Consider the following 21,540-nt stretch of genomic DNA (forward strand, 5'->3'; position numbering starts at 1 on the left):
AAGTATCGGAAGCGTACACCAGCAAAACCTGTACCAAGTGCGGGCACATCCACACTAAGTTGGGTGGCGCAAAGGTGTTTAGATGCCCAAAGTGCAACCACAGGCTACCACGGGATTGGCAAGGCGCCTTGGGTGTTATGCTCAGGGCTTTGCGGGATACCGCCATCCTGTTCAGCAGTGGGCAGGATGCTATCGCTGCACCGTTGAGCGATAATGATCAGCAGTGTTCAGCGTAAATGTATCAGACTTTCTTCCTGTGGCAACTCTTCCGGCTCATTTGAAGAGCCATTCGGACCAGAGGAAAAAGATGGCTCTGGGTTGCTCGCGTCGGCAGAATCCATCCCCGGCAAAGCCAAAGAACCAGCAGCCTCGGTGGCCCGAGCATACAGCCTGGCTCGAACCTCTGCCTCCTGCTTGGGCTTCAGATAGAGGTTCTCCAGCAGCACCGCCATACCCGCCACCCACGGGGGGACGATCACCGCCCCAACAATACCCAACAACTGGGTGCCCCCCAGCACCGCCAGCAACTGATACAAGGGCTTCACCCGCACCGAGGATCCCACCAACAGAGGATCCAACACATAAGTTTCCAGGTTTTGAACGGCAACGTATAGGATCAGCACCCACAAAAAAGTCCAGCCCCCCTGCACAATCGCCACCACCAAGGCGGGCAGGGATCCCAGTACCGGCCCGATAAAGGGAATCAAGTTGGTAAACCCGGCGATCACCCCCAGCGCCAGAGCAAACTCCGACAGGCCCAGAAAGCGAAGCGAGACGGTGATCATCACGCCCAAAATGGCAGAGACCAGCACCCGCCCCTGGATGTAGCCCCCCATGCGCTGAGCCATCGGGTGTACCTGCTCAGCAAGCCGCTCATTCCAGGGATAAGGAAACAACTCCACCAAGCCCCGCACCAAGTCAGAGCCGCTCACCAGCATGTAGCCGGAAATGAAGAGGGTCAGCACCATGGTCAGCAGACCACCCAGCAAACCGCGGGTGAAGTCGAAAGACTGCACCAGCACCCGTTGTCCCGAGCGAACCGCCCAGCTCATCAACGACTGAGGGTCGAGCAACTGGTTTAGGTAGTCCAGCGCCGCCGGATCCACCCCCGCCAGATCGGCAATCCAGGTATCCACCAACAGTTGCAACTGCTCCAGATAGAAAGGCAGCCTCGTCAGCAACCGCTGGGTCTGAGTCGCCACCGTCGGGCCAATAAGCAGAGCCAAGCCGGCAATCCCGGCAATTAAACTCAAATACACCAGCACAACCCCCAGCCAGCGGGGGATGCGTAATCGCTCGGCCAGATCCACCAGGGGAGCCAGCGCTGCCGCCACCACCACCGCGATCATCACCGTCAGCACCAAGCTGCGCAGTTGCCACAGCAGCAACAACAGCATCCCTGTGGCCACCACCAGGGCTACGGAGGATACGGAGATGGTCAATTGTCTTCGGCTCATCATCTGGCTGGGTTCTCTTCAGGGGGCTAGGTAACAGATGGCTCTACCATCCTGGCCTGGCTTGGACGAACTTGCCAAACGCTCTTGGGCAAAGACCCTAGACCCAGAACTTCCCTGCCCAGTCGGCCAGACCAAAGATCCGCAGCAAAAACCCAGCCAGAATTGCAGCTACCGTAGCAGTTCCATCCGTACCGCTTCTGCATATTCCAGCAGCTCCGGGGATCCCCCGCCCGAAACCTGCCACAACATCAAAGCGCTACCCAAATCGGAAGCGGCACCAGCCCTATCCTCTCCCTGGTAAGCGCGCGCCATACCCCGGTAGTAGTACACATCACCTTGGTAAGGCTGCAACTCAAGAGCTCGGCTGAAATCTTGAACGGCCAAATTGAAGTCGCAGATGCTGGCCCACATCAGGCCGCGATGGACATAGGCCTCGAAAAGATCGGCAGCACTTTGATTTTGCTTGGCCAGCTCAATCGCCAGATGCGACACATCAAACGCCGATTCCAGATGGCCTTGTTCGGCCCAGATGCGGGAGCGGATCAAGTGCAGTTGCGGGTTGTGATAGGCAATCCGATCCAGAGGAGACAAGGTTGCCAGAGCCTGCTCAGGTTCTTGCAAACGCTCGTGTTGGATTTTGGCCTTGAGCAAATAGGCTTCAGCCAGGTAGGGATCCAAAGCAATGGCAATATCCAGATCCCGCAGAGCGGAGCGCATCAAGCGAGCAATGGCAGAAGCATGCTCAGGCTGCGGTAAAGCAGCAGGATCTTCTTGAGACTCCCGCCAGAAGTATTGCGCCCGTTGCAGATAAAGTTGCGCATTTCCCGGCTCCTGCTGGATGAATTGGGTTAGCCGCGCCAGCTCATTGGGAACATCCGCCGGAGCAGAGGATTGAGAGAGAGTGGGATCCTGACGCCGAGGCCGTGCCGACAGGGCAGGGCTTGGGTTGGAACGGCCAACAACCCCGGCGGGCTGGGGAGCTGCCTGTTGCGCAAGCCATTGATAGACCTGCTGCTGGTGAGCGAGAGAGCGCTGCTCAAGCTGTTGTACCCGTTCTTGCAGTTGGGCTTGCCGCCTGAGCCAAGATCCAGAACCTGCTTCATCTTCAAACAAGGTCTGGGATGAGGGCAGGGAGTGCTCCCAAGCTTGTAGAGAAACCTCAGTGACAGGACTCTGGCTCTTACGAGATGAGGCCAACCAGCCACATTCGCCGATCAAAAACGGCAAGGACAGCAAACCCAACAAAGCCGAGCCGGAGAACAGAAGACTGGGCCTAAGCATGGATCCCACCCCTTGAAATAGCCTAGAAATGAAGAGTTGCCTCTAAACTAGTTCGCCGCAGCCGCAGTGTCCAGAGTTTCGGCGATGCTTGCCCTGAGCCAAAACTCAGAAACTCTCCCCTAGGGGATTCTGCCACCGGCCAGATCCACCAACTCCACGCGGCGATTTTTTGCTCGGCCCTCCTCGGTGGCGTTGCTGGCAACGGGAGCCGAAAACCCCACGCCAACCGGATAAAGGCGGCGCTGCTCGATGCCAAGCTGAACCAAGCGGTTGACCACAGCTTCAGCCCGGCGCCGCGAGAGACCTAGGTTGTAGTCGAAGCTACCGGTTGCATCGGTATGACCGACCACGAGGATGCTGAGGTCGGTGCGCTCGCGCATCAGCTTGGCGATCTCGGCAAGGGTGGGCTCGGCAGCCGCTTCAATCTGATCCGAGTCATAGGCAAAGAGAATGCCGTAGAGGGCGATCCGGCCATCGCGGCTGATGGCTTGATTGATCTCGCCGCTTGTGATGCTTTCAACCAGCTCCAGGCGTTGCTGGCGGGGCTTGACATCGACGACATCCACTCGCCCCAGAGTAATCCCGGTCGGGATCGGTCCACTGCCGCGGGTGACCTCCCAGTCATCGGTATTGACCACAAAGTAGGCGCTCACGAATCGCTCATCGCCTTCGGGGGACTTGCCACGTGCGGCTAAATAGGCAGCAGTGTTTTCTCTGGCGTTCTGAAACGGCCACTGGGCCCGTTCTTCCGGCGTGCTGTAGGTGCCCTTCATATCCAGGATCTCGTCAGCAATCTGGTTGTTGTAGCCGAGGGTCTCAATCTCCTCCCCCAACCCGGAGAAGAGGATCTCAAAGCCGGACTCTTTCAGTTCGGTTTCGTAGTTGAGCAGCGCCTCAAGAGGGGCAACCCGCTCCGGCAGTCGGTAATAGGTCGTGATGCGACGCCCTTCGACAGTTTGAGACCGGTACGGCTGCACAGCTCCCATCGCGCCACTGAAGACGATTTTTTCAAGGGCCAACTTAAAGCGGTCGTAATCGGCCCGCGATTGAAACACAATGCTGGATCCTGCGAAGCGCTTAAGCCCTGGGGGATCCGCTGTCCCTGGCAGATCGGCCCGAGCTGGCCCCGCCTGGACAAGCAGCGCTGTTAGCACAGCGAAGGCAAAACGCTGTAAATCTGCGCGAAAAGACATAGCCACTCCCTAGTTTTTCCAAAATCTTTACGGGGCCAATGCCTAGAAGCTTAGCTCAGAAATGCAAAGGGATTAAGGGCAAACCTTTCTTTTAGTGTGTTAGTTTACGAACCATTGTTAGTACTTAGGATATGAAGCACTTAAAAATTAAGAGAAAATGCTAACTCGTAGTCGAGCTGAATATTCGAGACAATGCTCTGGCGCTCCCAGCTACCAAGGCGAACTCAAAAAGCGTTCATAAGCATTCATACCCTTTGTAACAGATTGCAAGCAAACCTTCACAAACAGATCACTGCACCTGAGCCAGAGTTAGATTTTCTACAGGAGCAGAACCGGGAAGTGCCACCCTTACCTTGGTTCAGTTCGACTCCCAGGATCCCTATGAAGTCATTCACCACTTCAAGCCAATTGCCGAGGTCCCTGAGCTGACCCGCGAGACCTACGTGCCGCGAGCTTCTACTCCCTTGCTGGATGCCATGGGGCGCGGCATCATCGACCTAGAAAAGAGCCTCAGCGAACTCAGCGAGGCAGATCGCCCGGCCAAGGTTGTGATGGTTGTGGTAACCGATGGGCAAGAGAATGCCAGTCGCGAGTTCCGCAAAGAGCAAATTGAGAAGATGATCAAAGAGCAAATTGAGAAGATGATCAAGGGCAAGGAAGAAAGCTAATCCCTCTGCGGATAGGGCTTTGTGGGCAGGTTGACACGGGAAGCCCCTCGGATCCAGGGAAAGGGGAAGTATCGCAATGACCTCTGGGCCAGGGGGGATCCCTTCAGCGCCGTCGTCTGGAGCAGCGACGCAGTAACCAACTGGCGGCGGCCCGGTCGCCTTCATCCCACGCCAACCGCTCCACGGCCACCATCACCATCGAGGTGATTACAGCTTCACTTAAATGGCGAGAACGCAAGTGCTGCACGGCTGAAGTGGCGGCCTCTAGGTCGCGTCTGCGGATGGCGCGGAGCAGCTCATCAGACATAGACCAAGTCAACGAGCCTCACTTCCTTTCTGCCCCCTTTCTACCCCAAGAGCCAAAAATTTCCCTTTTCCTTCACCTGCTTGTCAGATAATGCAAAAGTTCGTCTTACTCTCACGAAATATCTCACAAAATGTCTTAGGAATTGTTATACTTTTTGCCCCTGAGCCGACCAGGCATGTTAGGCAGCAGGAAGAGCCACAGGAGAGCACGGGATCCCTTTGATAAGCCGCTCCATTTCTGCTTGTAAATCTTGGGTGAGGGCTTGTACGGCTTGTCGGCGGTTGGCCTGGTAGGCGGGCCAGCGTTCGGAAACCGAGAGGGGATCCCCAATGCTGAAACGCGCCAGGCGGGGGCCCAAGCGGGGGGGAGCAGTTCCGACGGGATTTTCTCCTTTGATCCAAGCCAGCAGACTCCAGAGGCGCAGGGCGGTTTCCGCCAACTCGTCTAGACTTAGACTGGGCTGCTCGGGCATGGGGCGCACCGCAAACACCATCAAGGTTTCCGCCAAGCGCATGTGCCAGAGGTGAAAACTGGCCTCAGCAGCCACTCGATTGGCCAGCCCCCTTTCCAAAGCCGAGAGAGCAGCAATATCGGCAATATCTTCGCGGTAGATCCAGGCCCAGCCCGCCTGTTCGATGCGGTGCCGCCGCTCGATGAAGTCTCCTTGAGGCTCTAGGCCGAAATGTTGCTCGGCCACCCGCAGGGCCAGATCTGACAAGCTTTGAAGACGCGCCAACAGATCCCCCTCTTTAACTTGGGCTCTATCTGCAGCAGGAAGGGCAGGGGCATAAAAGCGCTCATAGAAGGTCTGCATGACCTGGAGCAGGTGTTCTCCCAAGCGAAGGATACGGGCCAGCAAAAAGGCTTGACCGGCGTGAGCCGAGCGCGTGGGCGGCAGCTTGCAATCGGCCTCCATGCGGCTGAGCAATCTATTCAGAGCGGCACTGGGATCCCTCAGGTAAGAATAGCGAAGGCCCACCGGCAAGATCAGCACCTGCTCTGGCCGTCCCGCCTTGTGCAGATCCTCCACCGCCCAAAAGCTCATCTGGGCTACCCCCGGCTCCAACGGGTTGAGAAGACTGCTCATGCCGTTGATCGTCCCTTCTGGAGCTACCGCCAGCGGATATTGGCCCGATACAAACTGCTCACGAGAACTTTTTAGCCCTGCCCGATCCAGACGGCCTCGCAAAATCGGGATCCCGCCCAAGCGCGGCAAGCCCCAACGGGCAACGGATCCCAGCCACAGAGGTAGGCCGCGGTCGTAGACAAACAAAACGTGGGGCCGGCCCCGAAAGCGGATCCCCTGGCGTTGGGCCACCTGCGGCAGGAGATGGGCGAACAAGTACATCAAGCAGGGGGGATCATCCAGGGTCGGGTGTCGAAACGCCACCAACAGGCGAATCTTGCCCGCCTCAAACTGCTGATAAAGCTGAGCCAAACGCTCTCCCCCCTCCACTTCAACGCGAGGAATCCCTTTGGTCCATCGCAACCAAAGGGGCAAGCCTGCTTGAGCGAAATGAACGACCCAAGGCGTCAATCGCGGCGGCAAAAACTTGAGGGGTGGCTGAACCTTCTGTTGCATAGGGATCCTTATCTAGGGTCAGCAAGATCGGTGAACCTAGGCTTTGGATCCCATCTTAAAGAGGGCAAGGCAAGAAGAAAGCCACACAGTGACAGTTCGTCAACTGGATCCCTTCTCCTCACTCCCGGCCCGGCAGCGGCTCAAGCCCCAGCAGTTTTTTTCCGGCGACCGCGAGTCGCTTTGGGGGAAGCTTCTTTGCTTGGGGTTGACTCCTCCACCACCTGGCCGTTTAGCACTTGCTTGAGGTGAATGTGCTTGTAACCCAGCTGAATCTCAAACTCATCCCCGGGTTTGAGATTCATTTTTTCGGTGTAGGCCGACCCAATGATCAACTGCCCATTTTTGTGAACGCTGACCCGAAAGGTTGGCTCACGACCGCGCTTGTCCCGGCTGGAACTTGGGCTGAGACTTAGACCTTTTGCCGCCAGCACCGCGTCATAGAACTCATTCAAGTTGACGCGAGGCTTGTTGGTCTTGGTCATGGTTACATAGCCACATCGCTTTGCCGTTTCTCGGCGTGGAAGATGCCCCAAAGCTTCGACCTTCTGCAGCAGAGCCTTCCCGGTTAAAGGTTGTGGTGGTATATCTGACATTTTTTAATGTCCTACATCCTTCCCCTAAGATCATAGCCTTATGGTGTACCCCTGCAACCGAAAGTCGGAGGCTTTTTTGAAGACAGGTTTTTCTCCTGTTCCTTGAGCCGGCAGCTCGGAAGGAAAAGCCTCTTCTCACTCAAGAGATGTTCCCGCTCTTGCCAAAAGGTGATGGGGGCAAAAAGAACTCAAGCCCTGAAGAGTGCTGGGGCTTTTGTGGAGGGAGCTGACAAAAGATTGCCGTTGGAATAGGGGTGGTGCCGTGGCGCAGATGCAATTGACCGCCTTTGAGAGGGGAAAGCAATTGAGACTTCACCCCATGGCCGAAGGCGCGCAGGGGATAGGCATTGCTTGGAGACAACCTCATCCTCACTCGTCAGGTGCCCCGAACTCTGATCACGTCTTCTGCAACTTCCGCCAGAAAACGGGCTCGATCTTCCCAAAAACCGCCATAGAGACGGGCACGGCGATTGCCATTGCCTTGCGGAAATGGGTCGAAAAGATAGCCAGAGCGGGTGTGAAGCTGGATGCCATCACACCTGGCCCGGCGGTCACTTTCCCCTCTTGGCAAAGGCCGGTCACATCTGAGTAGTGGCTGAGGGATCCCCTCTTCGGCACTTCTTCAGATGGGAGCGCAGTGAGCGCGAGTTGCCCAAAGCAAGTTATTTATTCAGGATCCACTCGATTGGCCACCGCTGAGACAACGATGAGTGGCAAGCTCACCAGCAAACAAAAGCCCCATTGCTCCCAAGACAGGGGTGCTGTGTCGAAGATAATGTTGAACAGGCTCCACTGGCTGAAGAGGATCTGCAGCAGGATGGCTGCCCCAATGCCGATGGCAATGGCCGCTGTATCCATGAGGCGCTCATGGCGCTCCAATTGGCTGGCACGTCCACGGCCCAACAGGGTAGGAATGGCCTGGCTGAGGCTGAGCAAGTAGAAGATGCGCCCGATCACCAACGCTTGGATGGCCATGGTGCGGGCCAGGTTAAGGTTGCCGGTGGTTTGTTCGATGTATTCAAAAACCCCGAAGATCAAGATCCAGTTGAACACGGACACCAGCAGGATGCGCTGCAGCAGCCTAGGAGAGAGCAAGTTGGCCTCCGGATCCCGCGGTGGGCGAGTCATCTCTCGGCCTGTGCTCGGCTCAAAGGCAAGAGGCACCGTCATGGTGATGGAGTTGATCATGTTTAGCCACAGCACTTGAATGGCCAGAATGGGGAGCTCGCGGTTGAGCAGCACGCTGAGGAGAATCGTCATCGATTCCCCCCCGTTCACCGGCAGGATGAAGGCAATGGCTTTGAGCAGGTTGTTGTAAACCGTGCGCCCCTCCTCAACGGCTGCCTCAATGGAGGCGAAGTTGTCATCGGTCAGGATCATGTCGGCAGCAGCTTTGGCCACTTCGGTGCCGCCTCGCCCCATGGCAATCCCCACATCTGCTTGCTTTAGGGCCGGAGCGTCGTTGACGCCATCGCCGGTCATGGCCACGATCTGCCCCCGCGCTTGCAGAGCTTCCACCAGGCGCAGTTTTTGCTCTGGCACCACCCGCGCGAAGACGGATCCCCGATTGGCAGCTTCCACAAATTCCTCCGGGCTGAGCTGCTCCAGATCTCGACCGCTGTAGGCTTGCACAGGTTTTCCACCCCCCAGGCCCATCTGCTCGGCAATGGCTTGAGCCGTGAGCACGTGGTCGCCGGTGATCATCTTCACCTGGATCCCAGCCGTTTGGCAGGAATGCACTGCCGCAATGGCCTCTGGCCGCGGCGGGTCGATCATTCCTTGCAATCCCAAGAAAACCAGATCCCCTTCCAGATCGGGGTGATCCACCCGAGTTTGGCTGCTGGGGACGGTTTTTTGGGCAAAGGCCAGAACTCGCAGCCCCTGCCGTGCCAAGGCCTCCACCTGCTGGCGAATCCGCTCCTCTTCTAGAGACTGGATCTCCCCCTGGGATCCCATCTGGCTGCGGCAGCGGGGCAGCAGGGCTTCCACCGATCCCTTGACATAGATGCAGTGCTCTTCTGGCCCCAGGCGGTGCAAGGTGGCCATGTACTGAAACTCAGATTCAAAGGGAATGCTGTCCAGGCGAGGGCGGCGGCGCTGCAGATCGTCCATATCCAAACCCGCCTTTTGGCCCGCCACAATGAGGGCAGCTTCGGTGGGATCCCCTACCACCTCCCACTGGCCGTTGTCTTTGAGTTTGAGACGGGTGTCGTTGCAGAGGCAGCCGGCCAAGAGACAAGCCTGTAACGCCAGCAGCCGCTCCACTTCCACTGGATCACCCCCCTCCTGGGCCAGGATTTGTCCCTGAGGACTGTAGCCACTGCCTGTGACTCGGTAGAGCTGGGATCCGGCGTAGATGGCCTGCACCGTCATCTGGTTTTCCGTGAGGGTGCCGGTTTTGTCAGAGCAAATTACCGTAGCGCTGCCCAGGGTCTCCACCGCCGGCAGCTTGCGGATAATGGCGTGGCGTTTTGCCATGCGGGAAACCCCAATCGCCAAGGTTACAGTGACTACCGCCGGCAAGCCTTCGGGGATAGCACTCACCGCCAGCGCCACTGCCGCCTCAAAGACACTGGCCGCCCCCTGTCCCTGAGCCAATCCCACCAAAAAGGTGAGCCCGGCCAAGCTGAGGATGATCCTGAGCAGCATGAGGCTGAACTCCTCGAACTTGCGTGTTAGGGGAGTTTGCAGGGATCCCCCCTTTTCGACCAACTCCGAGATACGGCCTGTTTGAGTCTGCTTGCCAATGGCCACCACCACCCCTGCTCCTTGGCCGAAGGTAACAAAGCTGCCGGCATAGGCCATGTTCTGGCGGTCGGCTAGGGGTGTGTCTTCCGCCAGGGATCCCAGCCGTTTTTCCACCGGCACCGACTCTCCGGTCAGGGCCGATTCATCCACCTGCAAGTTGCGCACGCTCAGCAAGCGCAGGTCGGCGGGCACCTTATCTCCCGAGCTCAAGAGCACCACATCCCCCGGCACCAGCTCCCGCGAGGGCACCCGCAGTTTTTGCCCCTCCCGGATGACAGTAACCTCCGTCACCACCGACCGGGCCAGGGCGGCGATCGCTTCCTCCGCTTTGGACTCCTGGATGTAGCCGATGAGGGCGTTGATCACCACCACCGCCCAGATCACGATGGCATTGCGCCAGGATCCCAAAAACGCCTTGACCGCCCCGGCAACCATCAAGATGTAGAGCAAGGATTGGTTGAACTGCTGCAGAAACTTCACCCAGGCCGGGGTAGCCGCCTTGGCCTTTAGCTCGTTGGGGCCATATTGCTTCTGCCGCTGGATCACCTCAGCTTGAGACAGACCCCGTTCCAGAAGCGCCGCCAGAGGCAGATCCACTGCAACAATTTGGCGGGCAACATCCTCTTCGGGCAGAGCGTGCCAGGGAGCAACCGGCAATGAGCCAGCAGGGATGGATTTTGCCATCGTGATGAAGGTCTCCAGTTGAATCGCAACAGAACTTGAAGGCCAGCCGTGAACCCAGCGGCAAATCCTTCGTACAGTCCACAGCCTAGCGGATGCTGCTCATCCTCCGAGATGCCACTGCTGCCACCAGCGTCAACAAAGCCTAAGTCCCAGGCTAAGATTTGCCTCAAATTCTCGACAGCTTGAAAAAATGGCTATATTTTTATCGGGTGTTATGATTACGCTTGTTTCCCAGCTGCAGCTCCTGAAGGCTGGCAATCTGCAGAGTCTTCTACGGATTGCCAGTTCGGGGTTGTTGGCTGTCATTTAACAGGTTCTTCCGCGTTAAACTAAACAGCTTCTTAAGCTCAAGTTCAGTTCTGTTTGAGGAAACTGCTGTGTCAACGATTACTAAGCCAATGGAACTCAAAACCCAATCCCCACCCGCCTCCACCCAAACGAACGGGCGCCCTGGCGTGGAGGGATCCACCTCCAGAACTTCGCAACCTGTCATTCACCATCAAATTGTTGTAGTGGGAGGAGGGGCTGCCGGCATCAGCGCAGCGGCCCAGTTGCTGGAGCGCAAGCGTAACCTCGACATCGCGATCATCGAGCCATCCGACAAGCACTACTACCAGCCCGGCTGGACATTGGTGGGGGGAGGTATTGCCCCCCTGGCCAAGTTTATCCGGGACGAAAAAACAGTGATCCCCAAGGGAGCCACCTGGATTCAAGCGCGAGTGGCAGAGCTGGATCCAGATCACAACCGCGTGATCACGGAGAGCGGGCAGATCATCGAATATGATTACCTCATCGTTGCCCCAGGGATCCAAATCGACTGGCACTTGATCGAGGGCTTGCCGGAGGCGCTGGGCAAAGGAGGAGTAACCAGCAACTACTCCAAGGACTACGCCCCCTACACTTGGGAGACCATCCGCAACTTCAAGGGGGGAACAGCCATCTTCACGTACCCGGCTACGCCAATCAAGTGCGGCGGCGCCCCTCAAAAAATCATGTACCTGGCCGACGACGTTTTCAAGAGCAAAAGTGGGGTTGGCGTCAACACCAAGGTTCTCTTTTGCACAGCCACTCCCACTCTCTTTGCCGTGCCGGAGTACAGTGCTGCCCTGGAGAAGGTGGTAGAGCGGCGAGGGATCCAGGTGAAATTCAAGCACAACCTCAAAGCCATCCGGCCTGAGACTCAGGAAGCCATCTTTGAAGTCACCACCGACAATGGCAAAGAAGAGGTGAGCCTGCACTACGACATGATCCACGTGGCTCCGCCCATGAGCGCCCCGGACTTTGTCAAGCGCAGCCCCCTGGCTGGCCCTGGAGGATGGGTGGACGTGGATAAAGCAACGCTGCGGCACACCCGCTACCCCAACGTGTTTTCCTTAGGGGATGCCTCCTCTCTGCCAACGTCCAAGACAGCGGCTGCCGCTCGCAAGCAAGCGCCGGTACTGGCCGAAAATCTCTTGGCTGCCATGCAGTCCAAGCCCCCGGTGGCCCAGTATGATGGCTACACCTGTTGTCCCCTGATCACAGGCTATAACTCCCTAATCATGGCGGAGTTTGCCTACGGGGGGAAACTGGCTCCCTCCTTCCCGCTGGATCCGACGCGGGAGCGCTACTCGATGTATCTGGCGAAGGTGCACGTCCTGCCCTGGCTCTACTGGAACCGCATGCTCAAGGGCAAAAAGTTTGAGGCGGACATCTTGAAGCCCATCAACAAGTTGGTGCATCGCTACTAAGGCTCTTGGATCCCTCGCCCCTGACCCCTCTCCTCTGGGAGAGGGGAGTTTTTTTAGAGGCAGGCTTTTAGCCTTTTCAGCATCGGCAGCGCCGTGCGCAGGCCGCCTGAGTATTCGCGGAACAGCCCACCGGCAGGTGATTTTTGGCCCTTCCAAGCCGGCTGTAAGCTCCCCAACCCCAGCCACTCACCCTTTTTCGCAAGCAGAACCAAGTCTGACTGCCTCTAGATTGTCCTGGGAATTACTGAGGAAGATCGCGGACAAAGCTACAAAATATTTCTTAGTATCAATGTTTTTTGAGATGTAAGGCTTTGCCGCATAACTTTCCCCTAGTCTCCGTAAAGACCGAATAGGCTAAGTGTGAAAGTCTCATCTAAGGATGTTATCATATGTCCGACGAAGAAGAGCTAGGGTATCTCATCAAGAGGCGAAATGAAATTATAGAGCAGCAGAGAAATATCCAAGCCATTATTCAGGCTCCAAGGAATTGGCGAAAACGGGATATTTTGCGTCAAGCAAAAGAGTGGGGCTGGGAAATTGTTCAGCGACGTGCCAGACATAGCACGCAGGCTGTTCGGGGTGATTTAAGAATTCCTATTCCCGGACACGGCGGCGGAGATACTTTGAAAGTAGGATTAGCTCACAAAGTCTTATCCGAACTAGCAGAGCCTGTACTCAGAGAGCTGCAGCTTCAAGAGCAAGAGTACAGCGACCTACTTATTAGCTTTCCAGCGAATAGAGGTATTAGCTTTAGGGTTGAGGCGGATTTACTAACTAAGCAGATTGAGTTTCTGGAAGAGCAGAACCAAAAACTTGAATTTAAAATAGTCGAGACTGAGGAAGCAGCTCTTAGTTTGCTCACCGAGAAAGAACTTGAGAATCAGCGGCTAGCCAACAGAATGAGAGAGCTTGTGGAAGAGCAGCTTCAAGCGCAAGAAGTTCTCGGTCATGCTATCGTAGCTCTGAAGCAGCTCAAGCATCTCTTCGACCAGCTTCAGAATGCGGTAAACCAAATTCCCATCCTATGGGTTAAGAGCTTATTGCAAAGTTACCTGAACAACATCAAGTCTGTTTTTGAAACCAACTTGCTCTCTGCCGGTTCTAGAAAGTTGCTTCAGGAGAAAGAACAGGAGTCTCATCAAGGGAAGTTGCCTCAGGAGAACAACCATGGGTCTCATCGAGAGTCTTGAAACGGCAATCGCGACCTCGCGGCGCAACTATGCTGAGCTTGTTAGCTTGACAGACCAACTCATCACCGAGCAACAGCAGCAAGGTCAACGAAATTGGCTGCGGCTGAATGCCAAGCCCTGGACCGTAGCGACTCTTAAAAAAACCTTTGCTTCCTTTGCAGCAGCTCGAGCTTACTTTGGCAAATGTTATGGCTTAAAGGCAAGAGGGTGGAAAACTTTAGCAGAGCAGGTCAATACCGTTGAGACGGCATTGATTCACTTGGGTCTAGCTATTCGCGAAAACCCACAAGAAAAGAGCATCTCCCCTTTCAAGAATTGATGGCTACCCATTTTAGTCATTTCAAGCCAGGTTTTTTAGAAACAGGCTTTTAGCTTTTTCAGCACCACTCGATCCAGCGTCAGCAGCGCCGAGCGCAAGCCACCCGAGTAGCCCCAAAAAAAGCCGACAGGCAGATGTCCTGGCGGTGCATCCAGGCTGGTTTTGAGCTCGCCGTACCCCAGCCAGCGACCTTGGATCCGCCAACCCACGGCTTCCCCCATACACTCTTCGCGGGGCAAGGCGGAGAAGGATCGCGATCTGCCTATTGAGGTTCCTCCGGGGTCGCATCCTTGCCACAGTTGCTTTTGAACGCTAAAGCCAAAGCGCCCTTGGCTGGCCCGCACCCACAGTTGGTCAATCAGCCGCAGCATGGGGCAGGGGAAGGCCTGAACATCCTTGGGATCAAAAAAGCCCACTTGCGAGCGCCCAGCAAGCTTCAGCATCAGGGCTGTCGTCCAGCGATCCGCCTCCCCCCACTGCCCCGCTCGCAGCCGATCCCACAGACCTTGCAAGGCAGGGGCTGCTTCCCCCACCCACTCTGGCCAAGAGAGAGTTCCGGGCAGGGATCCCCCCTTCCCTCTCTCCTCTGGACAGACGTCAGGAAAAATCAGGGATCCGGATCCCTCTTCTCTTCCAGCTTTTTTGGCAGTGGCAGGGGTGGGAGGTGCCACCAGTTGCTCTAGCTCTTCCGCCGAGTGCCGGGACAGGAGCTGTTCCAGCTCGTCTTGGGGTTCTGGAGGCTGGGCCAAGATCTGCTCCAGCTCCCTCAGCTCTTGGGTGCGGATGGCTGGCTCAAAAGCAACCGGCTTCCTCCCTTGTTGAGAGGCTTCTGCCGGTAACAGTGCCAGCCACTCGGCCATGGTTTGCGGGCGCTCTTCTGGGTGGAGAGCCATCCCTTTGAGAATGGCAGCCTCCACAACCTCGGGAATGTTGGGGTTAAGGCTGCGAGGGGTATCCAACTGGCGGCCTGTGGCCCGCACTGGCGCACACATAGGCACCATCCCCGTCAGCGCCGTGTAGAGGGTTGCTGCCAAGGCGTAGACATCGGTGAAGGCGCCGCGGCGGCGCAAGCTGTCGTATTGCTCTAGAGGAGCATAGCCATCGGTGCCGTAGGAGGTGTGGCGTTGGATCAGACCTTGGGTGTAGCCGCGAGCTAGGCCGAAGTCGATCAACACCGCCTGCTGGGATCCCTCCCGCACCATGATGTTGGATGGCTTCACATCCCGATGCAGGATCCCCTGTTCGTGCAGGGCCATCAGGGCGGATCCCACCTCCCGCGTCAGGCGCAGGGCTTCCGGCAGGGGCAACGGCCCTTTTTGCCGCAGAAGCTGGTGCAGAGTCTGGCCGCGGATGTACTCCATCACAATACACCAGCGCTCCTGCTCCCAGATCACTTCTTCCACCTTCACCACATGGGGATGGTGGCAGCGGGCCAGTTGCAGCGCCTCATTCATGAAGTTCTGCTGGAAGTGGGGATAGTCGGGATCCTCACGAAGGCTGTCGTTCAAAACTTTGATAACCACCTGGTCGGCACGAACGCTATCCCAGGCCTGGTAGGTAATGCCGAAGCCCCCCTCCCCCAAAACGGCCTCGATGCGGTAGCGTCCCCCTTGCAATTGTTCACCAACTGCCCAAGCCATATCTGGATCCCTGCCCCTACTGCCATTCTGTCACAGGGATCAGAGAGTTGCTGGCCTATGGAGCCCCCTAGAAGTCCGAGGGCAGCACTCCCGTCTTCACCTGGAAGGTGCGTGCCTGTCCATTTCGGATGACCCGCAGCGTCAGTGTATTGCCCACCCCGGCGGCTTCCACCAACTGCTGCACCTGCTCGGCATCGCGGATGGCCTGCCCATTGATTTCAGTGATCACATCCCCCTCCCGCAAGCCAATCTCCTCAGCCGGGGATCCCGGAATCACCTGCCCGATCAAGACCCCTTCTTCCACCGTCAGCGTGGTGGGGCGAGCGGGGTCGCGGTTGAGGCGGGCCACAATGTCGGGGTTGAGGGTGATCATGCGAATGCCCAAGAAAGCGTGCTCTACCCGACCATTCCGGATCAATTGCTCGGCAATTTCCATGGCGCGGTTGATGGGGATGGCAAAGCCCACACTCTGGGCCCGCTGGAAGATGGCCGTATTCACTCCAATCACACGCCCTTCCGCATCCAGCAACGGGCCACCCGAGTTGCCGGGGTTAATGGCCGCATCCGTTTGCAGGAAAGTCACCCGCTTGTTAACAGCCCCAATTTGCCCGGAGGAGCGCCCGACGGCGCTGATGATCCCGGCAGTCACGGTATTGTCCAGGCCCAGCGGGTTGCCAATGGCGATGGCCCAATCCCCCGGTCGCACCAAGTCAGAGTTGCCCAAAGTAACCGTGGGCAGATTCTCCCCCTCAATCTTGATCACCGCGATATCGGTAACCGGGTCTGAGCCCTTCACCTCCCCTTCAAAGGTGCGCCCATCCAGCAGATGAACCCTGACTCGCTCGCTGCCTTCCACCACATGGGCGTTGGTGAGGATCAGGCCACTGGCGTCGATGATAAACCCCGATCCGGTGCCTTCTTGCCGAAACTCCTGCGGCAACTGCGGTAGTTGATCCCCAAAGAAGCGGCGAAACAGGGGCTGGTTGAACAGTTCTGGGTTGACCCCCCTCGACACGGTGCGGGTGGCATCGATGCGCACCACCGCTGGGCCGACCTTTTGGGCAACGGCGGCAATAAAATTAGAAGGCCGGACGGCATCGGCGGGAGGGGCAGAATTCGCAGCCTCAGGGCGGGGCTCAGACCAGGGCAAAAGGGATCCCACTCCCTCACTGGCCCGTCGCGTCCAAGTGACCAGGGGAGTTTGCTGTAACCACTCCTGCCCCGCTCGAGACGATAGCCAGACCCCACCTGCGACGCCTCCACCAAACAGAGCCATCGCCAAAAGTGTATGCCGTAGAATCCGCGCCATGCTCCCTCCCAAAGCTAAGCCGTATCGCCAAGACTCAAAAGGCGTGAACCCGCTCCCCCGACTTACGCCATCAAGACCCAGTTCACTCCTGGTCTATTCTATCTATTCCTACTCTTTACTTTTGGATGTTCGGGGTATGTGTGCTTACCCTAGCAAATCTTGCGGACAGAGGCAGTGCTCGAAACGCCCAAAATGATCGGGGATCCGAGCGAGCTCCATTCCTCCGAGCCACAAGGGCGGGATCCGTGGCAGCGCCACCGCGCCTGGATGCAGTTGGCCTTGCGAGAAGCTAAGCAAGCAGGAGAAGCTGGAGAGGTGCCGGTGGCCGCTCTGGTGGTGGGGCCAGGGGAAAAGTTGCTGGCTTTGAGCAGCAACCGGCGGGAACGGGATCGGGATCCCACGGCCCATGCGGAGATTCTGGCCCTACGGCAGGCAGGGCAGCGCTTGGGCGATTGGCAGCTGCAGGGCTGTCGGCTGTATGTGACCCTGGAGCCCTGCCCCATGTGTGCGGGGGCAATCAGCCAATCGCGGCTGGCCCAGGTAATCTACGGCGCCGATGATCCCAAGGCCGGAGCACTGCGCAGCGTGCTCAATTTGCCAGCTTCTGCCGCCAGCTTCCATTGCCCGGAGGTCATCGGCGGAGTCTGCGAGGCCGAGTGTCGCCGCCTATTGCAGCAGTGGTTTTGCCGCCGGCGCGGGATCCCGCGCACAACCTGAGGAAGAAATTGGGGGCAAAAAGAACGGGCTGGGGTCGTGCATCCGCCAGAGGTTTTTGATACTGTCATATCGGGTTCGGCTGGTCCTCACTCGCGTCCTGCACCAGCCCCAAAAAAGGCTGTCCGAGGGGCGGTGGCTGCCTGAGGTGTTGAGGTTGGTTATGTCCAGATTCTGAGAACCCGACTTGTCCGGGATCCCTCGCCGGCTGTGATACTCTTTCCCAGAGGATTGGTGTGTGACTATTACCCTCTCCTTCTCTCCTCCGCCATCAGCCTCGATTAGAGGTATTGCCCTCCTGGTTTGGGCTTGGCTGTGCTTAACTTTTCCGGTGCAGGCACGGGTGCTGCTGCGGGTAGGTATTGCCGTCAACAAGCCCCAGGTCACCGTCGGCAGCTCTACCGGAGCCCGCCTGTTGAATGCCCAGGGACAGCCGCTGGCAGAGGTGCAGGCCATGCAACCGCTGCAGGCCAGCCGTTCGGGTTCAGCAGTCAGTTTGGCCGGCCAACAGGGAGAACGTCTTTACCTACAGCCCACCACCTCCGATGGGTTAGTGTTTATCGACCAGAATTGGTACCGTGGCTTGGTGGAGTTGATCCCCGGCGAGCGTGGGGTGATTGCCATCAACCAAGTTGGCTTGGAAGACTACGTTTCCAGCGTAGTGGGCAGCGAGATGGGACACCGTTTTCCCATGGAGGCTCTCAAAGCCCAAGCCGTGGCCTCCCGCACCTATGCCCTCTACCACCGCAGTCGCCGTTCCCAGCAGCCTTTTGACTTAGGAAATGGGATCGATTGGCAGGTTTACAAGGGGGTAGCTGCCGAATCCAGCCGTACCCAAGCGGCTGCCCGTGAGACCGCCGGGCAGGTTCTCATCCACCAGGGGCAGTTGATCAATGCGGTTTTCCACTCCTCTGCGGGGGGACATACAGATGATGCAGGCAACGTCTGGTTAGAATCGCGGCCCTACTTGCAGGGGGTGCCGGATTTCGATCACCACTCACCCGTGTTTAGCTGGACGGCCACCGTTCCTGCCCAGCAGATTCAGCAGTTGGCTGCCGGGATCGGGGCTATTCGTTCTGTGGAGGTACTGCGCAGCTCCCCGTGGGGACGGGCGATCACGGTGCGCCTGACGGGATCCCAAGGAATCAAAGATCTCAGTGCTGGCGATTTTCGTCGGGCTCTAGGGTTGCGCAGCACAAAGATTGCCATTAGTCCACGCGGAGAGGCCGCCACTACAGCCAGCTTGGCTCCTGTGGCAGGGACATTCCCAGCTTTCTTTGAGATTCATGGGCGGGGCTACGGGCACGGGGTGGGCATGAGCCAGTGGGGAGCTGCCGCCCTGGCCAGCCAAAACTACTCTTACCAACAGATCCTCAGCCACTACTACCGCAACACCAGCTTGGCAGTGGTGGAAGGACGCTAAGGCTCAACTTCAGGGAGAAGCCAACAAAATAACCGATTGGTAGCAAAAGTAGCTGCAGTTTTTAAGAGCTTATGAGAAGCAGCATTTTAATTGAACCGGAGGGGTTCCCCAAGGGTTCGTTGGGGTTCTGTAGATTTTGTTAACTTTGAGTTAACTCTAACGTTGCACCATCTCTGAAGATAGACGGGCAGCTTCTGCCGGAATCGAAAGCTGGGCTGCCTGTGAGCGCTGCTTTTGAAGGCTCCGCGCTGCTATGACAAGATCGAGAGAAGCCTGGGCAAATTTGGGTTACATCCCTGAAGATTTTGTGAAGATTTTGTAGAGATCTTGAATTCCCCTCTCGGGATCCTCAGGATCGGCTCAATAATAATTGAGATACGTTTACCAGCATCGACCTCTACCTCTTCTTTTTCGAGCCCATAACTTTAACCCCAGGTATCTGTCCTATGTCCATTGCCACCTTAGCTCCTGCTTTTCCCGAACGTTGTCCGGTGCTGCCGGAAGCGCTCACGCCCCTGTGCGAGATCGCCCGTAACTATTGGTGGACTTGGAACCCGGATCACCTCACCATTTTCCGGGAAATGGATCCCGCCCTGTGGGAAAAAACCTCCCACAACCCGGTGCGCATGCTGGAGGAGGTTTCCTACTTGCGGTTGGCAGCCTTGGCCACCGATGTGAACTACCTCAACACGTTGAACCGGATGGTGCAGTCCTATCGGCAGTACATGACGGCTGAGGATACCTGGGCCAAGCGCACCATGAAAACCTACGACTGGCAGCGTCCCATCGCCTATTTCTGTGCCGAATACGGCTTGCACGAGTCTTTGCCCACCTACTCTGGCGGGCTGGGTATGTTGGCTGCCGATCACCTCAAGTCGGCCTCGGATTTGGGAGTGCCCCTGGTGGCCATCGGGTTGCTCTACCGTCAGGGCTATTTCCAGCAGCGCCTGGACAACAATGGCTGGCAGGGGGAGCTTTACGAAGACTCTGAGTTTGAGTCTCTGCCGTTGACTCTGGTGCGCCAGCCGGATGGCAGCCCTCTGTTGGTGGAAGTGGCGATGCGGCAGCGGTTGGTGAAGGCGCGGGCCTGGCGGGCGGACGTGGGCCGGGTACCTCTTTTTCTGCTGGACACCGACCTGCCGGAGAACGACCCCATCGATCGCTGGATTACCGCCCACCTCTACGGGGGCAGCACCGATACTCGCATTGCCCAAGAGTGCATCCTGGGTATCGGTGGGGTGCGCCTGCTGCGCCAGTTGGGTTTGGATCCCATGGTTTATCACATGAATGAAGGGCACGCTGCTTTCCTAACGCTGGAGTTGCTGCGGGAGGAAGTGGCGCGGGGCACCCCCTTCGAGACGGCGGAGGCCAAGGTGCGGGAAAAATGTGTGTTTACTACCCATACACCGGTGCCGGCTGGCCACGATGCCTTTAGCCCCAATGAGATGGATGCGTTCTTTGCCTCCTTCTGGCCTCAACTGGGCCTGACGCGGGAACAATTTTTGGCCTTGGGAGCTCGGCGCACTGGGGATCCCTGGGAGCGCTTTAACATGACGGTGCTGGCTTTGCGGTACGCGCGGGCAGCCAATGGCGTAAGCAAGCTCCACGGACGGGTTTCTCGCGAAATGTGGCATGTGCTCTACCCTGAGCGATCGGTGGATGAGGTGCCCATCAGCTCCATTACCAATGGGGTTCACGCCCGTACCTGGGTTTCCCCCCTCTTCTGGAATCTCTACGACCAGTACTTGGGCCCCGATTGGCCGGAGCGGGTGTCAGACCCGGAACTGTGGGCCAAGGTGGAAGAGATCCCAGATGAAGAACTGTGGCGGCGCAAAGAGGCTCTGCGGGAGCGGCTGGTGTCTTTCACCCGTCACCGAGTGTTGCGGGCCCGGCGCAATCGCGGCGAAAGCAACGAACGCATCCAAGCGGTCAACCAGTTGTTGGATCCCAAGGTCTTGACGATTGGGTTTGCCCGCCGCTTCAGCACCTACAAGCGAGGAGATTTGATCCTGCGAAATCTGGAGCGAATTACCCGCATCTTCACCAACAAAGAGTACCCTGTGCAAATTATCTTCGCCGGCAAGGCCCATCCCCGGGATGAAGGGGGCAAGCGCCTGATCCAGCGGGTGGTGGAATGGTCCAACCGGCCTGAGGTGGCCAACCGGGTCGCCTTCATCGAAAACTACGATGCCTATGTCGGTCGCAATTTGGTGCAGGGGGTCGATGTGTGGCTGAACAACCCGCGACGCCCTCTGGAAGCCTCTGGCACCTCAGGGCAAAAGGTGGGCTTCAGTGGGGGATTGAACTTGTCGGTACTGGATGGCTGGTGGCCGGAGGGTTACAACGGTCGCAATGGCTGGGCTATTGGCCAAGAAATCGAAGGTCTGGATCCCGCTGCCCAAGACGACTTGGACGCCAACTCCCTCTACGACTTGTTGGAGTATGAAGTAATCCCCATGTTCTACGACCGGGATGAGAAAGGGATCCCACGTCGTTGGATTGCCCGCATGAAGGAGGCGATCCGCACCCTCAACCCCGTTTTCAACACCGACCGCATGGTAGCGGAGTACGTGCTGAAAATCTACGAGCCTCAGCCCCTGGAAGCAGAGGCGAGCCGGACTTTGTTGGGTTCGGCTGTTGCCGGCTAGGGTGGACTCCCCCTCTCCCAGCGCAAATCATACAAAACATTGGGATCCCTCTCT

Annotated in this window: 18 protein-coding genes; 8 read left to right on the forward strand and 10 right to left on the reverse strand. The window is 57.5% G+C overall.

Features of this window, described 5'->3' with window-relative positions; genetic code table 11:
* Positions 1-236, forward strand: a 236-nt coding sequence (locus tag ACVWYZ_RS09525; protein ID WP_457466903.1) for a zinc ribbon domain-containing protein, incomplete at its 5' end; no start/stop codon positions are given.
* On the opposite strand, the gene ACVWYZ_RS09530 is transcribed toward ACVWYZ_RS09525, so the two are convergent.
* The 3 genes from ACVWYZ_RS09530 to ACVWYZ_RS09540 all read right to left on the reverse strand — a co-directional run bounded on the left by ACVWYZ_RS09530 (position 228) and on the right by ACVWYZ_RS09540 (position 3,931).
* Positions 228-1,457 (reverse strand): AI-2E family transporter, encoded by a 1,230-nt coding sequence (locus ACVWYZ_RS09530; RefSeq protein WP_457466925.1) that lies wholly within the window; start codon positions 1,455-1,457, stop codon positions 228-230. The two genes, ACVWYZ_RS09525 and ACVWYZ_RS09530, sit on opposite strands and share 9 nt — an antisense overlap.
* A 168-nt stretch (positions 1,458-1,625) precedes the next feature.
* On the reverse strand, positions 1,626-2,738 hold the full coding sequence (locus tag ACVWYZ_RS09535) for a hypothetical protein (RefSeq protein WP_457466904.1): 1,113 nt from the start codon (positions 2,736-2,738) through the stop codon (positions 1,626-1,628).
* A 119-nt stretch (positions 2,739-2,857) separates the two neighbouring features.
* The gene (locus ACVWYZ_RS09540) at positions 2,858-3,931 is read right to left on the reverse strand and encodes an OmpA family protein (RefSeq protein WP_457466905.1); all 1,074 of its coding nucleotides are present in this window, start codon (positions 3,929-3,931) and stop codon (positions 2,858-2,860) included.
* 353 nt (positions 3,932-4,284) lie between these two features.
* Between ACVWYZ_RS09540 and ACVWYZ_RS09545 the strand changes: the two genes are divergently transcribed.
* The gene (locus ACVWYZ_RS09545; RefSeq protein ID WP_457466906.1) at positions 4,285-4,599 is read left to right on the forward strand and encodes a hypothetical protein; all 315 of its coding nucleotides are present in this window, start codon (positions 4,285-4,287) and stop codon (positions 4,597-4,599) included.
* 103 nt (positions 4,600-4,702) lie between these two features.
* Here the strand turns inward: ACVWYZ_RS09545 and ACVWYZ_RS09550 are convergent, their stop codons facing one another.
* From ACVWYZ_RS09550 to ACVWYZ_RS09570, 5 genes are all read right to left on the reverse strand, one after another.
* The gene (locus ACVWYZ_RS09550) at positions 4,703-4,906 is read right to left on the reverse strand and encodes a hypothetical protein (protein ID WP_041436260.1); all 204 of its coding nucleotides are present in this window, start codon (positions 4,904-4,906) and stop codon (positions 4,703-4,705) included.
* Positions 4,907-5,084: 178 nt separating this feature from the next.
* Complete coding sequence (locus ACVWYZ_RS09555; RefSeq protein ID WP_457466907.1) at positions 5,085-6,488, reverse strand: 1-acyl-sn-glycerol-3-phosphate acyltransferase; 1,404 nt, start codon at positions 6,486-6,488, stop codon at positions 5,085-5,087.
* 140 nt (positions 6,489-6,628) lie between these two features.
* Positions 6,629-7,081, reverse strand: a complete 453-nt coding sequence (locus ACVWYZ_RS09560; protein ID WP_011432404.1) for an AbrB family transcriptional regulator — start codon at positions 7,079-7,081, stop codon at positions 6,629-6,631.
* Between the two features lie 376 nt (positions 7,082-7,457).
* A complete protein-coding gene (locus tag ACVWYZ_RS09565) occupies positions 7,458-7,652 on the reverse strand; it encodes an oxidoreductase (RefSeq protein ID WP_414343797.1) in 195 nt (64 codons plus the stop codon).
* A gap of 95 nt (positions 7,653-7,747) precedes the next feature.
* Complete coding sequence (locus ACVWYZ_RS09570) at positions 7,748-10,513, reverse strand: cation-translocating P-type ATPase (protein ID WP_457466908.1); 2,766 nt, start codon at positions 10,511-10,513, stop codon at positions 7,748-7,750.
* A 398-nt stretch (positions 10,514-10,911) separates the two neighbouring features.
* Between ACVWYZ_RS09570 and ACVWYZ_RS09575 the strand changes: the two genes are divergently transcribed.
* From ACVWYZ_RS09575 to ACVWYZ_RS09585, 3 genes are all read left to right on the forward strand, one after another.
* Positions 10,912-12,243 carry an NAD(P)/FAD-dependent oxidoreductase gene (locus ACVWYZ_RS09575; RefSeq protein WP_457466926.1) on the forward strand — a complete coding sequence of 444 codons (1,332 nt, stop codon included), beginning with the start codon at positions 10,912-10,914 and terminating at the stop codon, positions 12,241-12,243.
* 389 nt (positions 12,244-12,632) lie between these two features.
* A complete protein-coding gene (locus tag ACVWYZ_RS09580) occupies positions 12,633-13,433 on the forward strand; it encodes a hypothetical protein (protein WP_457440885.1) in 801 nt (266 codons plus the stop codon).
* A complete protein-coding gene (locus tag ACVWYZ_RS09585) occupies positions 13,411-13,752 on the forward strand; it encodes a hypothetical protein (protein WP_414331053.1) in 342 nt (113 codons plus the stop codon). The genes ACVWYZ_RS09580 and ACVWYZ_RS09585 overlap by 23 nt, the downstream gene beginning before the upstream one ends.
* 35 nt (positions 13,753-13,787) lie before the next feature.
* On the opposite strand, the gene ACVWYZ_RS09590 is transcribed toward ACVWYZ_RS09585, so the two are convergent.
* Positions 13,788-15,392, reverse strand: a complete 1,605-nt coding sequence (locus ACVWYZ_RS09590; protein WP_457440887.1) for a protein kinase domain-containing protein — start codon at positions 15,390-15,392, stop codon at positions 13,788-13,790.
* A 67-nt stretch (positions 15,393-15,459) separates the two neighbouring features.
* Complete coding sequence (locus ACVWYZ_RS09595; protein ID WP_457440889.1) at positions 15,460-16,701, reverse strand: HhoA/HhoB/HtrA family serine endopeptidase; 1,242 nt, start codon at positions 16,699-16,701, stop codon at positions 15,460-15,462.
* A 192-nt stretch (positions 16,702-16,893) separates the two neighbouring features.
* On the opposite strand from ACVWYZ_RS09595, the gene ACVWYZ_RS09600 reads away from it, so the two are divergent.
* From ACVWYZ_RS09600 to glgP, 3 genes are all read left to right on the forward strand, one after another.
* Complete coding sequence (locus ACVWYZ_RS09600) at positions 16,894-17,418, forward strand: nucleoside deaminase (RefSeq protein WP_457466927.1); 525 nt, start codon at positions 16,894-16,896, stop codon at positions 17,416-17,418.
* Between the two features lie 235 nt (positions 17,419-17,653).
* On the forward strand, positions 17,654-18,838 hold the full coding sequence (locus tag ACVWYZ_RS09605; protein WP_457466909.1) for a SpoIID/LytB domain-containing protein: 1,185 nt from the start codon (positions 17,654-17,656) through the stop codon (positions 18,836-18,838).
* Positions 18,839-19,284: 446 nt separating this feature from the next.
* Entirely contained in the window at positions 19,285-21,486 is a 2,202-nt protein-coding gene (gene glgP / locus ACVWYZ_RS09610) for an alpha-glucan family phosphorylase (protein ID WP_041436239.1), read from the forward strand.
* The last annotated feature ends 54 nt before the right edge of the window (positions 21,487-21,540 follow it).

It is taken from the genome of Thermostichus sp. MS-CIW-37, from assembly GCF_054060065.1.